Source organism: Gordonia sp. SCSIO 19800, from assembly GCF_018132775.1.
In the GTDB taxonomy this organism is placed as follows: domain Bacteria; phylum Actinomycetota; class Actinomycetes; order Mycobacteriales; family Mycobacteriaceae; genus Gordonia; species Gordonia hongkongensis.
In genome coordinates, this window is sequence record NZ_JAGRQM010000024.1 from 49,354 (window position 1) to 62,970 (window position 13,617).

Sequence of the window (13,617 nt, forward strand, 5' to 3'; positions counted from 1 at the left end):
CGAGCGGTTGAGATCCGCGTCGTCAGTCACGGGTAGGCAACGCCCTGGGCTACGAAAATCGCCTCAAGCAGATTCTGGTTCGTGGCCTCGGCGATGCGCTTATCGATGCCTTCGACGGTGAGATCTAGCGCCCGAAGAGAGCCGTCGACCTTGGCGATGGCAAGGCAGCGACGGACCCGATCGGAATGATCCTGCGCGTAGCGCGACAGCGCCGCCCACTTGGCCGAGGTGTCGGCGAGATCGAATCTGTGGGGGTCGACGATGTCCATGACGTACTCACCGTCCCCGTCGTCGTGCCAGAACAGGAAGTCTGGGTGCATCAACTGGTGCTTGTCGCCGAAGACGTACGGCACCGCGAGGGCATGGCGCCCCGACGACGGGTTCCGGTACCACCCGACGAGAGTCTCGGAAGTCAGTTCGGCGTCGAGAACTTCCTTCTCCCACGACGACCCCGATGTGTCTACTGGGAATCCGCCGGCGTTCGGCATTCGGTCCGGCACGACGTACAGGTGGGACGGGTAGATGTCGATCGGCTCGAGTTTTTCTCCGCGGACCCTCTCCGTGGCTGCGGGGTACACGTCACGGACCTCGACCGTCGTCGGGAGCATCGGTGATGATCCCAGATGCCACAGCGGCTCAATCTGATTGCGGACAGGCCGAGGCTTTGCCGACACCTTGGTGGCGTGCTGCTGTCGCCAGTTGTCGATGAGTGCAGCCGCCTGTTCCTCGATAAGGGTCTTGAAGCCGAGGTCCGCCATAGCGACGAGACGTGCGCTGGCATCGATTTCGTCTTCGCCGCGATCGCACAGGTCATTGAAGTACCAGTTAGCAGACCCATCGGGTAGTAGACGCTTGGCCCTCCGGAAGTAACCCTCCAGGTCGCGCTCGTTCGTGGGAGTGTCGGACTGCCCCACGCTCTGCATTAGCATCTCGCCGTACGCGACCATCGTGGTGCTGATGGTCAGCGACATGATGTCGGCGACCTTTGCATCGATGTCGCTGCTGCGCTGACCATCTGCCGCACGCATCTGATCGACGATCCACTGCTTGGCCTTGGCTGATCCCCGCTCGATGATCCCGTATTCGGTCAGGACCGCGGCCAGCCGCATCAGCTGGGCAGTCCTGGAGCTGAACGAGGCCTTCTGCCTCGTGTATGACGGCAGCGTGTCGAGCATCTCGAACACTTCGGCGGGCACGTCGGCCGACTTCTCGCAGACAACAGGGGCGACGACGACGTCGACCTTGACGGTCTCATCCTCAGTCAGCGCGTTCACGACGCGGGCGACGTGTTCGGTGCGGAAGCCGGGCAGGTAGGCGACGACTTCGTTGAGGCGGTCGTCACCACCGTCTACACGCTTGGCTAGCGGCGTGCGTACCAGTCGGCCGATCAGCTGGGCGATCTCGGTGTAGCTGTCCTTGTTCTGGAACGAGATCATCACCTCGGCACGCGGACAGTCCCAGCCGGTAGTCAGCGCGGACTTGAACAGCACGACGCGGAGCTGGTCGTCATCGGAGATGGCCTCGGGCGCCCGGTACCGGATGGTCTTGTCTCCCACCCGGTAGGGGCCGTGATCGCCGAAAGCGTGGGCGATCGCGTAATCCGAGAGCGCCGGCCACGTAGATTCCAGGACCGCGAGAATCTCGGCGAGACGCGCTTCTTCCTTCGCCGCAGATAGGCCCTGCTCGACCTGGACTACGAGCAAGGGCTCGACCAGGCGGTCGCCGGTAATCTCGTGGTGCTTGTGCCACGCAGCATCCGCCGCTTTCAAGTCCTCCACTGCCATGGCCAGCATCGTGTTGTCCGCGGCCTGCGACTCTCCCAGGCTGCGCAGCAGGATGCGATCCTTGAGTAGCCCGGACTCTCGGACGTCGCCGGCAGCGACATCGACTCGGCGCATGATGCGATCAGTGGCCTCCATCGCAGCTCTGAACCGATCCGGGGTGGCCGAGATACCCAGGACGATCGGAGCGGGCGGCTGCACGCCGCCGATGTTCGTGGGGCCACCGCTGACGATTGTCCCTGCGATTGACTTGCGGTCGGTGTTCTTAGTCCCCGAGCCCCGGTGCGCCTCGTCCCAGATGACGAGGAAGTATTCACCGCGTTCACGTACTGTGTTGGCGATCATGTCCCAGGCGCCGAAGGTCCTCTTCTCGTTCTGCGTTCCGTCGGCTCGGACGGCGTGCAGCGTCGAGTTCTTCTGCATCGCCTGGATGTGGACGAAGTAGATGTAGCCCGCTTCGAGCGTGCGTTCGTCGAGTTCCGACAGCCGGCGGATGCGGTTGATGTCGATGGTTCCGCCAGAGGCCTGGGTGATCTTGCTGATGGTCTGCGCGTTGAGAGAAGGGTCGTCGGTGATCCAGAGGACGGTCATGTTCGGTATCGGTTCTCGGGTCGGAGTGCCCGCGAAGATGCCTTCCAGCACCGCTGTGGCGACCACGGTCTTGCCGGCGCCGGTGGGCGCTGTCAGCCCCACAGCCGTGCGCTCTCGGTAGTCACGCCATGCTGCCCGGGCTCTGTCCAAGCTGGTGAGCACGTCCTCCACTGCTTTGCTCTGGTACGACTCGAGTGTGAACTTCACCGTGCACCACCCGTGATGTTGATGGTGTAGTTCGAGAGGTAATCCCCATACAGCTGCACGGTCTCGATCCCGACCGGGATCTTCTCTACAGCTGCTTGGTATTCGGCCTCCGAGTCGGTGATGATGAACACAACAGCCGGAGATGCACCAGCGGTCGCAAACTTGGTGACTGCCTCGGCGAACGAGGTCAGCACGTCGGTGTCGAACAGCACCCCGTAAGCCGTTGTGAGAGCCCATCCCTCTGCAGGGATCTCGTCGATGCGAGGGCCTCGCGCACCGCCTTCGAGCCACATCAAGGGCGCGACCGACTCGAACTCGTGACCACGGCGCACCGAGCTGGGATCGAGGTAGCTCAGTTCGAACATCTCAACGTTCGCATCCAGTCCGTCCGAGTAGACAGAAGCATCAGGGCGTTCGCCTGTGACCACTGTCGAAATACGTGGGCGACATACGTGCTCGAACACACCACGAGACTCCCACTGCGGGTCACCGGGGTGGAGGCCAGACTTGCGCAATTTCTTCGCTTCTGCTGCACCAACCTCGTTATTGGTTACGAGAATCGCTTGACGGGCGCCCCCGTCTTCCTGGTTGAGCCGTACGACCGCTTCCACGGTGGTCCCCGACCCTCCAAAATAGTCCAGAATTACAGCATCTTTGGGTGCTGCCATCCTGAACCACCGCATTAGCACCTCATAGTCCTTGGGAAAAGGAAATCGCTTATCCCCGAGCACTGCTTCAAGTCTATTGGTCCCGGTGCGTCGATCGCGATAAAAGGAAGGGCTTGCAAGAGAGTACATTTGCTCGCGCAGTAGACGTTTTCGAGTCGGAACGCGGTCGCCATCAAAAATAATTCGACCGGATGCTATGAGCTCATCCATCTTCTCGCGACCAACCGACCAGCCATTCTTCGGCGGATCATATTTCCGCCCGGTTGCAGGATCGGTGAGGACGTAGCGCAGATTTTGCCTGTATAGAGAGTTTGCAAGGTCGCCCTCGAGGTAGACTTCGCCTTCGTCGTCGACGTGATTGAACCGACGAACACCAGGCGGAAGATCTTTTCCTTCGGTGCGGATGAACTCACGAAGCAAACTCTCCGCTTCTTTTTGGGTCTTGCCCGAATCGATCGCCTCACGCGCTATGCGTAGCATTTCTGGCGCCAAAGGCTTGGGGTCAAGAAACCGTCCCACTTGGTTAGCGTCTCGACCGTAGATCAGCATGTAGTCGAGCCCGCCTCCATGGTGCCGACTTAGCGCTGACACTCCTCCCTGCCAGGCAACGTTCATAATGAAGTTCTGATCCCCAAACACCTGATCCATGAGCATTCGGAGCCGATGGTGCTCATCGTCCCCAATGGCGGCGATGATGACTCCGGTGGGCTTCAGCAGATCGCGAGCGATCAGGAGTCGACGCTCCATGAACGACAACCACTTCGACGACTTCGCTCGGTCGCTCTTGTCGACGTAGCGGTCGTTGTAGATCCAGCCGTCGTTACCGGTGTTATATGGCGGGTCGATGTAGATCAGATCAACCTTGCCGCGGTGGGTGGACCGCAGCGCTTGCAGTGCGTGGAAGTTCTCACCGTTGATCACGACGTGCCACGGCGCGTCGACTGGACCGTTTGCGATGCGCTCGATCGATCTCAGACCTGGGTATATCGGTTCGCCAAACTCACGGACGACGATCAACTCTGATACGGGGCGTTCGCCGCCGTCGCCGCTCAGCACGGCTACTTCACGACTGCGGTCCGTGAAGCACTCGACGATCCAGGCGTCGATGGAGGACTCATCGCGCAGCGCGACGCGGATACCTTTGCGGATGGGATGGTCTGGAAGGCGGACCGACTCGGGCAGGTGCCGATCGAAGACGAGTCCGAACCTGCGTGAGCCACGCAAGAGCTCGACCTCGTGGGCGAGACGTGCACGTAGAGTCTCGTCCTCGACACGCGAAATGAGTTGATCCAGGACGTTGGACTCGTCAGGCATCTCGTCCCTTCCAGCGTGCATGAGGCGGCGGGTGACGTCAGATGAGAAGCCTATGATGCACCGCGGCGGGGGAAGTACCGGGGTATCGAGCAGTGTTCAGGGACCTGCGGACAAGCTTGCTAGAGGCTAGCTGGGTTCATCGGCCGCGATCATTTCTCAGACGAGGCCCATAGCCAGGTACGGGGGTGGCGGCCGCAGGCGCTTGGCCGCGCACGACCGCCACTGCATCACGTGTCCGCACCGCACTCGCGCTGGCATCGCCCACGAACTGTCGTGCCGTGGCCTCTAGCGACTCGTTGATCCGGCGAGCCTGGCGAGCATGCCCCTGAGCAGCCATCGCCTCGCTGATCGCCTTACTGGCGGCCAGCACCTGCTTCATCGCGGCAAGCCATAGCAGCGTGGTGTCGTCGCGGCTGGCGGCCAGCATGGTTGCGGCGACGCGGCGGGCCGACGTGTACGACCGGACCGCTTGAGGTTGGGTGGGGCGGCGGTGGCCAGACACTGCACCTAGCGCGTCGGCGAGCTGGTTCAGACTTTGAGCCTGTTCACCCGAGAGACCGCGTGCGGCTGCGCCGACAGCGCCGGCGGTGTCGGCGGCCGCCGCGTGCCATGCGCGGGAATGCGGGTCGCTGATCGACGTCACAGTGCGCTGCCAGCGGCGAGCGTCGTCTTGCAGCCTGCGCGTAGTCGGGTTGTCGTCGGCGCGTGCCGCCGATGCACGATTGATGCGTGACCATGCGGCGGACGCGAGGGAGCGGTGATTGTCGCTGGTGGGCCAGTGCTGACGGAGGTCTTTGAGGGCCAGGCCGCCACCGAGGTAGCTAGCGTTGCGCCAGATCTCTTTTCCGTCAGCGCCTCTCGCGATCCTGGTGTGCAAGGCGACCACGTACCCGGTGACCTCCGTCGTGGAGCCCTTGGCGTAACGGGGTCGGGCGAGCACGTCGGGATGGTTACGCAGCGCCTGGGCGTAGTCCGCTTCGGTGGCCGCAGACTGGGCCAGCGGAGTGAGGATCGCACGCAGCTGCGTCGCCACCTCGGCGCTCGGAGTGTCGCGCTGGGCGTCGGCCTCGTACTGCTGCGGTGCCGTCGGTCCGCGCGGTGTCGTGGCGCGTTCGTCTGCGTGGTCCCAGGCCGAGAGCGCGTCGGCGCGGGAGTTGGCGTCGTCGATCCATCCTTCGCGGAGGCGAGGGAGTGAGAGGTCTTCGGCGAGTTTCTTGCCGCCGTGCATGACCGGCTGGCCGTGCTTGTTGGCGTACTCGCTGGCCGGCAACCCGACGCTGAATCCGGTGACGGCGCGAGGATCGGTCTTGTCGTAGCGTGCAGCTCGAATGACCAGTCCGTCGGCGCGCACTAGGCGCACGAACTCGGCTTCACTCTCGGCGGCGGACGCCGCAGCACGTACCCGTCGCGCCAGAGTGACCGACGGCGACTCAGCGATCCGCGGTTCGCGCACGACGTTGCCCTTGGCGTCGAGCTGGGGCTTGGTTGCACCGTCCTGGGCGTGTGCACGGCCGCGACTGGCCATGTCGTTGTTGTAGCTAGACAGCACTTCGAGGCCGTACTTCACTTCGAGTTCGCGGGCGACCCGCTGCGCGCGGGCGAAGTCACCTTCGTTACCCCCGCGAGTGGGATGCGGCCGCCACTTGGCGACCACGCTGCCGTCGTCACGAACTCGGGATGCGGCGATGTGAATGTGGTCGCCGTTGTTCTTCGTCAGGCCGTGACGAATGGCCACCCAGCGAGAGTCAGCGGCCTTCGGATCGTCAAACCCCATGCCCTCCATGAAGTCATGCACGATCGCCGACCAGGTCGCATCGTCGAGCGCGTCGACGTCGGGAGGCAGCGACAACGAGCAATGCCAAACGTTCTCATCGCGAGTCGCTTCAGCGATCGCAGCACTGCCTTTGACGCCACGCTCCTGGGCGGCCTTCAACGCGGCGGCGTCGCGGCGGGTGACCTCGGTACCGAACACCACCCGCGCCTCATCGAGAGCATGACCGAGCTCGTAGGCGTGTTCGCGGTTCATCTCCGCGCCCGCACCACCAGCAGCGAACACGCTGCGTGAGGATGCGGCCACCACATGCGGATTGAAGTGCTCGTTGGCCTTGCCCGGACCTGCCAAGTACATGACCAAACCCTGCATCCGCGCACCCGACGAGATCGCCGGCATGATCGGCATCAGACAGTCCAGCCTTCGCCCTCGGCGGAAGTAATCGGCCCGCTCGGTCGTTCCTCGTTGGAGGTCGGGGAGTGGTGCTGACTCGCGGGAAACGACACCGCGAACACTTCGCCGAATGCGTCGCGGACCCGGTCCGCCGTGCGCAGCACCGCGTTCACCGCGGGTTCGAAGTCGGGCGGGATGTCCTTGTCGGTGTTGGCATGCCGCGCGATCTGGTTCATGTTGACCGCGATGCCCGACAGCAGGTTGCGAATCCCGGTCGCTTCCTTCCACGCCGCCAACTTCTCGGCGTGATTGATGCCGACGCCGGCCTCGGCATTGGCCGCGCGAGCCATCAGAAACTCTTGCACCGAACCGAATCCCGCATCCTCGGCCCGATTGAGCAACTCCTGCTTCTCAGTAGCCGTGACCTTGATGATGATCCGATCATCTCGACCGCCCGGATGGTTGCGCCGCCGACGCCGCAGGAACGCACCAGGCGAGTCTTCACTCCGACTCATCGGCGTCTCCTCTCTGCGTCTTTCCGGCCCCACGGGGCCGTCCGCCCAGCGCAGCGACCCCACGCCGTGGGGACCGTTCGTTTCTCACCGTACCGACGACAGGGACGGTGAGCAAGGGTTTAGGGCACCTAAACCATAGCTTGCTCCCGCGAGACGGGGGCTTTTCGGTGTAAGCGCGCGTGCGCGCGGGGGTACCGAGTCCACGCGCAGCGTGGTCGCTCCCCGCCGACGTTGGCGGCGTCATTATCGAAGGGGTTAAGAAACTTCGGCCTGGACAGGGCCCAGCGGCGCCTGCGTCATGTCGTCGGCCGGCCCCGGGACCGGAGACACAAGCGACGCAGTTCATAAACAGTCAGTCGCCGACACTTTTCAACGACCGCGAAAGTGTTGGGCCACAATCGTTCGTTATGTCGGCTCCCTCACCCGTTCCGTCCCGCTGGGATCGTTTCAAGGCCCGCTCCAAGACCGTGTTGCTGCACGTGTGGCGCTGGGAGCCTCCGTGGTTGATTAGAGAGATCCTCATCGTTGGCCTGATATCCGCAGTGGTCCTCGTCGCCACTGCGCTCATTGATGACCGTCGTGCAGAGACGGACCGCGCCATCGCCTCGCAACAGAACGCGAAGGCGGAACGCTTAGAGAATCTTCGATTCGTTCGTGAACGATCCAATCCGGACCCGGCCACAGCACGCCCGTTCAACAACCTCGACCTTGTGGGCCAGAACCTGGCTGGCCTGACCATGACCAACGCAGACCTCCAGATGGCACTTCTCCGCGGCGCGATGCTCACCAACGTGGATCTCGTGAACGCGAACCTTCGCTGGGCAGTTCTGAACAGCGCGAGCCTCAGCAGCGCGAACCTCACCGGCGCGAACCTCACCGGCGCTTACCTCCGCTACGCGACCCTCCACTCCACATTCCTCGGACGCGCGAATCTCGCCTACGCGAACCTCGAACGCGCAAACCTCACAGGAGCGAACCTCACAGACGCGAACCTCGAGCGCGCAAACCTCACCGGAGCGAACCTCAACGCCGCGGACCTCACGAGAGCGGACCTCAGCAGCGCGAACCTCAGCAGCGCGACGCTCACCGGTGTCTGTTGGAGCTCTGACACTAAGTGGCCCAGCAACGTTTCGCCGCCGCCTCCCCGACCGACACAATGCTTGCGATGACGAGTAGCTACCGCGACTGACCGCCTTGGTCGCACACCGGCGACCGGTGAGGTGCGTGGGACGCCGCTGGGACAGCGGCCCACCCGACGCACGCTGGTGGCGAAACGTCGGCGGGGGACAGCGGTGGCCTAGGGTCCTGGTTGCGCAGCGCGCCCGGCACCAGGAGGTGTCGGAGGAGGTCCGTAAAGTGCATGCATGGTTGCGCCGACTACCTCGACTGACGATCTGTATCTGCCGCTGGCTTTCTCGATGTACTCCACACCGGGGCCTACGCGGTACTGGCCGGCGCGGGTGTGTCGATGGGAGCAAAGCTGCCCACCGCGTGGGACATCGTTGTCGATCTCGCACAACAACTCTGCCGACCAGACGACCCCGGCCGGGCGGAGTTGCTGACGCCCGCCAATGTCGAAGACTGGTACGTCGTAAGCGAGCACATGAACACAGAAGAAGACCAGTGGATTGCACCTGTCGCTCAACGGCTCAGCGACGATCCCGCCCGGCTTGCCCCGCTGCAATCTCTGGCCACCGAGGTACCCGACGATAGGCGAGATCCGACGTTGCCAGTCGCGCTCGCCGGCGCACAGACCTACTTCCATCTCAGCGCCAACCGAATCGCCGACTCATACGTCGGGGTGGGAGTCGCGACCGTCATGCCGCAGGAACTATGGCTCGACGAATCTAAGCCAGGTGCTGTGCGTATCTAACCCACCTGACCGCGAGGCGGCCTCGGCGGTTCACCGCTCGTACCCGCCGCCGGGACGCCGTCCGTAGGTGCCTGGACTCCGAACCCATGGGCGGTAGGTCGTAGGAGTAGCGCCGGCTACCGGGGCCTGCCGGGACGTACCCCGGCTGGCGATCCGGGCCGCCCGCTGGGCGTCGGTCTCACGCTCGGCCGAGGCGGGGTGCGGTGGTGTGAGTGGTTCGGCGATCCGCGCGAACACCGGGACCATGGTGTCGGGGACGGGCTCGAATGTGCCGCGGTCGGGGTGGGAGAGCATGGCGGCGTTGACCCACTGTTGCGGTGTGACGCGGCCGTAGTCGAGGCGGTAGCCGGCATCGGCGGCGAGCTGGGACATGAACACCTTGACCGCGCGGCCGTTGCCTTCGCGGTAGGGGTGGCCCATGTTGATCGAGGCGTAGACGGTGGCGGCCTCGACGGCGAACCCACCGTGGTCCAGGCCGGTCCAGTCGACGGCGGCGATGTGGTCGCGGGCGTGGTCGAGGTAGCGGCCGATCTGGTTCGGGTCAGCGAACGGCAGGCCGTCTTTGCTCAACGGATAGGTGCGCGGTACGCCGGCCCACTCGTAGATCGGGGAGAACAACGCGGCGTGGATGGCGTGTAGATGCTCGGCGTCGTAGGTGCGGGCGATCGGGATCTGCCCGTCGACGATCATCGCTTCGCGGTGCGCGGTGATGGTGTACTCGGCCGCGGCGAGCGCATCGGGATCGGTGATGCCGAGTTTGTTGGCCAACACGGTGGTGCCAGGGATGAACGTGGCGTCCCAGTCCTCCTGTGCGGTCCTCACCCTCACCTTCCAGACACGACGACGGCACCACCTCAACGAGGCGGTGCCGTGGTGAACAACTACACGGTTTGTGTGTGCGCGGTCAGCTGAGGGCGTGTGCCGCTCGCGAGCTTGTCGCCATGGCGACGGCTTCGGCGATGACTTCGGCGTCGGTCAGTTCGCCGCGCGCCGAGCGAGTGAGCAGGTCGATGTCGGCGCGTTGCGGGTCCCACCCCTCGAGGACGTTGTTGTCGATTGCCTGCACGACACCCCGGACCTGGGTGTCGGTGAGGCCGGCGAACAACTCGGGCCAGCGGGTGATCCATCGTGACTCGATCATTGCCGCACCTGCCTTTCCTGGATGTCGCGTCGTACTCAGTTTACCGATCATCGACCCTCCCCATAGTGGGGACGGTTCTCTCGACCTCGGGAGTGTGTGATCAGAACAGGGCGATTTGGTCGCGGGCGGCGAGTTCGGCGGCGCGTTGGTGGGCTTGGTCGGCGGCGCGTTTGACGGTGGCCTCGGGTAGGGCGAGGTCGTGGGCGATGTCGGCCCAGCTGCGGCCGTGCTCGCGCATGTCGGCGGCGAGGTCCTGGATCTCGCGGTCCTGGGCGTCGGGGTCGTCGTCAGTCATGGGCGTGCCAGGCCTTTCGCTGTCAGATGCGGGCGAGGGTGTCGCGGATGGCCAGCCATCGGGTTTCGGCGGCTTGCTGGTGTGCGGTGAGGGCCGTCCAGTGGCCGGCGAGTTCGGCGGTGGGGCGTTCGGCGGTTGCTTGGGTCATGCGGGCCAGTAGTGCGCGGTAGCCGCGGCGGTACCAGCCGTCGATGAGGGCGGCGGCGAGGTGGGGCAGGTCGGCGCTGTCGGCGACGGGGCGGCCGTGCCGCGGGGAGGCGATCTCGAGCATGACGCTACGGGTGCGGGTGGTGAGTCCCCGATCGGCAAACCGCGCATTGACCAGAACGGGTGTGGCGGGACTGCCTTCGTCGAGCAACGCAACGACGGTGTCGAACACGTCCTGGTGCACGGGACTGAGGAACACCACGCTGCCGGCCGGAAGCACTGTGCTGACGGTGCCGGCGTCGCGGTCGGCACGGGACCCGATCAGCGCCTCGACGACCTGGCGGGCCCGGGCCGGTGGCGCCCACAACAGGGCGGTGAGCATGTCCAGCTCCAGGGCGAGGGTGTTGTCGACCTCGGCGGTGTCGTCGCCGACAGCACCGGTTAGGGTGAGGTCATCACCGGCGGTGACGGTTTCCAGTTCAGGTAGCGGTGTGATCGCGGTGGCCGGCGGCTGCGGCACATCAGAGGGTGCGACCTCGAGTTTGTCGGCCATGACGATCACCTGCTGTCTCCTTGTTCGTATCGGCGGGGTTAGGCGACGTCGCGGCCGACGCCGGTGAGGTCTTCGTGTGCCCACTGTTCGCATTGGGCGGCCAGTTCGGCGAGCTCGTCGCCGTAGCGGGGATCGCCCTCGGCGTAGGCCCGTTCGGACTTGGCCCAATAGGCCACGGCACGCTGCGCGTAGTCGGCGGTGTTGGTGTTGATCATGACGAGGAGTCCTGTTCTCTTCACGCCGCGGCCGCGAGCGCCTTGACCCGACCGGGGCGGAATCCAGACCAGTGTTCACTGCCGGCCACCACGACGGGGGCTTGCAGGTAGCCCAGGCTCATCACGTAGTCACGCGCGGCGTCGTCGGTGCTGATGTCGACCACCTGATAGGTCAGGCCCTGCTTGTCGAGGGCTTTGTAGGTGGCGTTGCACTGCACGCACGCGGGCTTGGTGTAGACGGTGATCGTGGTGTTCTCGCTCATGGTGTCGGCCCTTCTCTGGTGTGGTCGCGAGTGCTTGTCTGTGTGTCTATTGTATCGCGTATTGCGTTGTCGCGCAACCTATTTGGCCTGTCCACAGCCGGTTTTCAGGGTGTCTGGTGGTGGTGCCTTTTCTGATATCTGCCGCCCATTCGCCCGGCCGGGGGGTGTCAATGGAGTGCAGGGGAGAAGTCGCCGCGAAATTAGCGGCGCCGAGCGCAGCGAGGCAGAGTGCGTGGCGAGTTGTTGCCGAAACGGATTTGACGCGGTCCGGTTGGGCGCCATGACAATTCGGCAGGTCAGGCAAAGCCCCGCACGGCGAGGGAAGTGCGCGACTACCGCGCTGCGAGAAGTGTTCCGGTGATGGGTGTCTGGCGGATACACGCAGACAGGGGGAGGGGGACGGCTGCGTGCAGGGGGTTCTGCCGTCTCCCCTCCCATCCTGTGAGAGCGGCTTCTGGGTGCGGCAACCCAGGGACACCGCGTTAGCCACGCTAACAAAGTGTGGATTCACTCGCGTGAGGATTTCGCTATTGCGTCGCGGAATCGTCGCGCACGCCAGCTCGGGTGGCGCAAAGGGGTGAGGAGAGACGGCTACGGATAAACGGGGTGTCCTGCCGTCTCCCCTCGGGGGAGATTCATCTCGGTTGTGTGGCAACTTGAGAATGAATGCGCGAACACGATAGCAAAGTCCGGGTTTGCTGTCTGTGTTGGTGGTGCGCGTGTCGGGGTGACACGCGGTGCTCGGGTCCGGGCGGCTGACGGGTGGCGGTGGGCGCGTAGCGCCCTGCGGTGTTGCGGGTTCGATGCCCGCAGCACCCGACCCGCCCCGCCTGCGCGGGGTGGGTCCGGGCTCGGTGGTTAGACCGCTTCGGCGGTGTCGGTGGTGGTGTCGGCGCGGCGGTGGCCCTGGATTTCGGGGTAGGGCACCGTGTGACGAATCATGCGGCCGCCGAAGGGTGCTGGTGTTTCGACGCTGACGGTCTTTCTGTTGGTGCGCAGCACGGGCGTCCATCCGTGGTGGCGGATCTTGACCAGGTCACCGGCGTGGATGGTGGCGGGGTTGTAGTCGCCGGCCTGGCCGTCGGCGATCTGCTGGGCGCGGATGCCCTGCCAGTAGGTGATCTGGTCGGCGCGTTCGGCCATGCGGTCGATGAGGCGTTCGCGGTACTCGCCGCTGGCGGCGGTGGTCTTCTCCACGTGCTTGACGCCTCGGCCGTCGGTGAACAGGGTTCGGGTGTGTCCGTCGAGGGCGCGTTGATCGGCGCGCTGCTCGGCTTCGAGTTTCTGGATCCGGCTCGCGACGGTGACCGGCTTGTACCGGAGTTCGGTGGTGCGGGCGGCGGATTCGGCGCGGTTGGTGGCGTGGTTGGCGTCACGGTCGGCGGCCACGGCTTTACCGAGCGCGTTGTGGGCGCGGTCGATCGCACGGCGGTGCCGGCCTTCGCTGTGATGCCCAAGCTTGACCGGCTCGCCTCCCGGGGGCAGCGCGGCCGTTGCGCGTTGCTCGGCGGTCCACGCGGCCTCGGCGGCGGCGGCGCGGCGGTCGGCTTTGTTCTCGAGTGCGGCGACCCGGTCGGCTTGGCGGGCGGCTCGGTCGGCTTCTGCTTGGGCGGGGTCGCGGTGTGCCCGGTCGATTTCGACGGTGACGGTGTGACCGGCTTCCTCGAGGGCGCGGGCGGCGCGGGTGATCTTGTGCTCGTTGGGTTGGCGGTCGCGGCTGGACTGAATACCCATCAATCCGAGCGAGCGGAACCAGCGAAAACCGTTCGCCCGCAGTATTTCGTAGGTGCCGTCACCGCGAATCATGCCGTCGGCGAGGGTGCCGTCAGCGGCGGTGTGGGTGATCGTGATCTCGGTCATGGTGTGGTTTCTCCTTCAGTGTGTGGGCAG

Annotated in this window: 13 protein-coding genes; 2 read left to right on the forward strand and 11 right to left on the reverse strand. The window is 64.8% G+C overall.

Going from position 1 to position 13,617, the window contains the following annotated elements:
• Positions 1–26 precede the first annotated feature (26 nt).
• The 4 genes from KB201_RS21265 to mobC all read right to left on the reverse strand — a co-directional run bounded on the left by KB201_RS21265 (position 27) and on the right by mobC (position 7,303).
• A complete protein-coding gene (locus tag KB201_RS21265) occupies positions 27–2,579 on the reverse strand; it encodes a DEAD/DEAH box helicase (protein ID WP_211540358.1) in 2,553 nt (850 codons plus the stop codon).
• Entirely contained in the window at positions 2,576–4,561 is a 1,986-nt protein-coding gene (locus KB201_RS21270; RefSeq protein ID WP_211540359.1) for a site-specific DNA-methyltransferase, read from the reverse strand. Before KB201_RS21270 ends, KB201_RS21265 begins: the two co-directional genes overlap by 4 nt.
• Positions 4,562–4,697: 136 nt before the next feature.
• Positions 4,698–6,731 (reverse strand): relaxase/mobilization nuclease domain-containing protein, encoded by a 2,034-nt coding sequence (locus tag KB201_RS21275; protein WP_249146216.1) that lies wholly within the window; start codon positions 6,729–6,731, stop codon positions 4,698–4,700.
• An 8-nt stretch (positions 6,732–6,739) separates the two neighbouring features.
• Positions 6,740–7,303: a plasmid mobilization relaxosome protein MobC gene (gene mobC / locus KB201_RS21280; protein WP_307848108.1), complete on the reverse strand. Its 564-nt coding sequence runs from the start codon at positions 7,301–7,303 to the stop codon at positions 6,740–6,742.
• Between the two features lie 440 nt (positions 7,304–7,743).
• Between mobC and KB201_RS21285 the strand changes: the two genes are divergently transcribed.
• Together KB201_RS21285 and KB201_RS21290 are read left to right on the forward strand one after the other, a co-directional pair.
• Positions 7,744–8,409: a pentapeptide repeat-containing protein gene (locus KB201_RS21285; protein WP_211540360.1), complete on the forward strand. Its 666-nt coding sequence runs from the start codon at positions 7,744–7,746 to the stop codon at positions 8,407–8,409.
• 299 nt (positions 8,410–8,708) lie between these two features.
• Positions 8,709–9,113, forward strand: coding sequence for a hypothetical protein (locus tag KB201_RS21290; protein WP_211540361.1), 405 nt, complete (start codon positions 8,709–8,711; stop codon positions 9,111–9,113).
• A 30-nt stretch (positions 9,114–9,143) separates the two neighbouring features.
• Here the strand turns inward: KB201_RS21290 and KB201_RS21295 are convergent, their stop codons facing one another.
• The 7 genes from KB201_RS21295 to KB201_RS21325 all read right to left on the reverse strand — a co-directional run bounded on the left by KB201_RS21295 (position 9,144) and on the right by KB201_RS21325 (position 13,587).
• A complete protein-coding gene (locus KB201_RS21295; RefSeq protein WP_211540362.1) occupies positions 9,144–9,935 on the reverse strand; it encodes a Fic family protein in 792 nt (263 codons plus the stop codon).
• Between the two features lie 82 nt (positions 9,936–10,017).
• Entirely contained in the window at positions 10,018–10,254 is a 237-nt protein-coding gene (locus KB201_RS21300) for a hypothetical protein (RefSeq protein ID WP_211540364.1), read from the reverse strand.
• Positions 10,255–10,354: 100 nt separating this feature from the next.
• A complete protein-coding gene (locus KB201_RS21305; RefSeq protein ID WP_211540365.1) occupies positions 10,355–10,549 on the reverse strand; it encodes a hypothetical protein in 195 nt (64 codons plus the stop codon).
• Positions 10,550–10,571: 22 nt separating this feature from the next.
• Complete coding sequence (locus tag KB201_RS21310) at positions 10,572–11,258, reverse strand: hypothetical protein (protein WP_374193964.1); 687 nt, start codon at positions 11,256–11,258, stop codon at positions 10,572–10,574.
• Positions 11,259–11,287: 29 nt separating this feature from the next.
• Complete coding sequence (locus tag KB201_RS21315) at positions 11,288–11,464, reverse strand: hypothetical protein (protein ID WP_211540367.1); 177 nt, start codon at positions 11,462–11,464, stop codon at positions 11,288–11,290.
• A gap of 20 nt (positions 11,465–11,484) precedes the next feature.
• Positions 11,485–11,727 carry a glutaredoxin-like protein NrdH gene (gene nrdH, locus KB201_RS21320; protein WP_211540368.1) on the reverse strand — a complete coding sequence of 81 codons (243 nt, stop codon included), beginning with the start codon at positions 11,725–11,727 and terminating at the stop codon, positions 11,485–11,487.
• Between the two features lie 858 nt (positions 11,728–12,585).
• Positions 12,586–13,587 carry a DUF3560 domain-containing protein gene (locus KB201_RS21325; protein ID WP_211540369.1) on the reverse strand — a complete coding sequence of 334 codons (1,002 nt, stop codon included), beginning with the start codon at positions 13,585–13,587 and terminating at the stop codon, positions 12,586–12,588.
• Between the last annotated feature and the right edge of the window lie 30 nt (positions 13,588–13,617).

Coding starts and splice junctions, on each gene's coding strand:
- KB201_RS21270 (WP_211540359.1), bottom strand. CDS start 4,561: ATGCCTGACGAGTCCAACGTCCTGGATCAACTCATTTCGCGTGTCGAG.
- KB201_RS21275 (WP_249146216.1), bottom strand. CDS start 6,731: ATGCCGGCGATCTCGTCGGGTGCGCGGATGCAGGGTTTGGTCATGTAC.
- KB201_RS21290 (WP_211540361.1), top strand. CDS start 8,709: ATGGGAGCAAAGCTGCCCACCGCGTGGGACATCGTTGTCGATCTCGCA.
- KB201_RS21300 (WP_211540364.1), bottom strand. CDS start 10,254: ATGATCGAGTCACGATGGATCACCCGCTGGCCCGAGTTGTTCGCCGGC.
- KB201_RS21305 (WP_211540365.1), bottom strand. CDS start 10,549: ATGACTGACGACGACCCCGACGCCCAGGACCGCGAGATCCAGGACCTC.
- KB201_RS21315 (WP_211540367.1), bottom strand. CDS start 11,464: ATGATCAACACCAACACCGCCGACTACGCGCAGCGTGCCGTGGCCTAT.
- nrdH (WP_211540368.1), bottom strand. CDS start 11,727: ATGAGCGAGAACACCACGATCACCGTCTACACCAAGCCCGCGTGCGTG.
- KB201_RS21325 (WP_211540369.1), bottom strand. CDS start 13,587: ATGACCGAGATCACGATCACCCACACCGCCGCTGACGGCACCCTCGCC.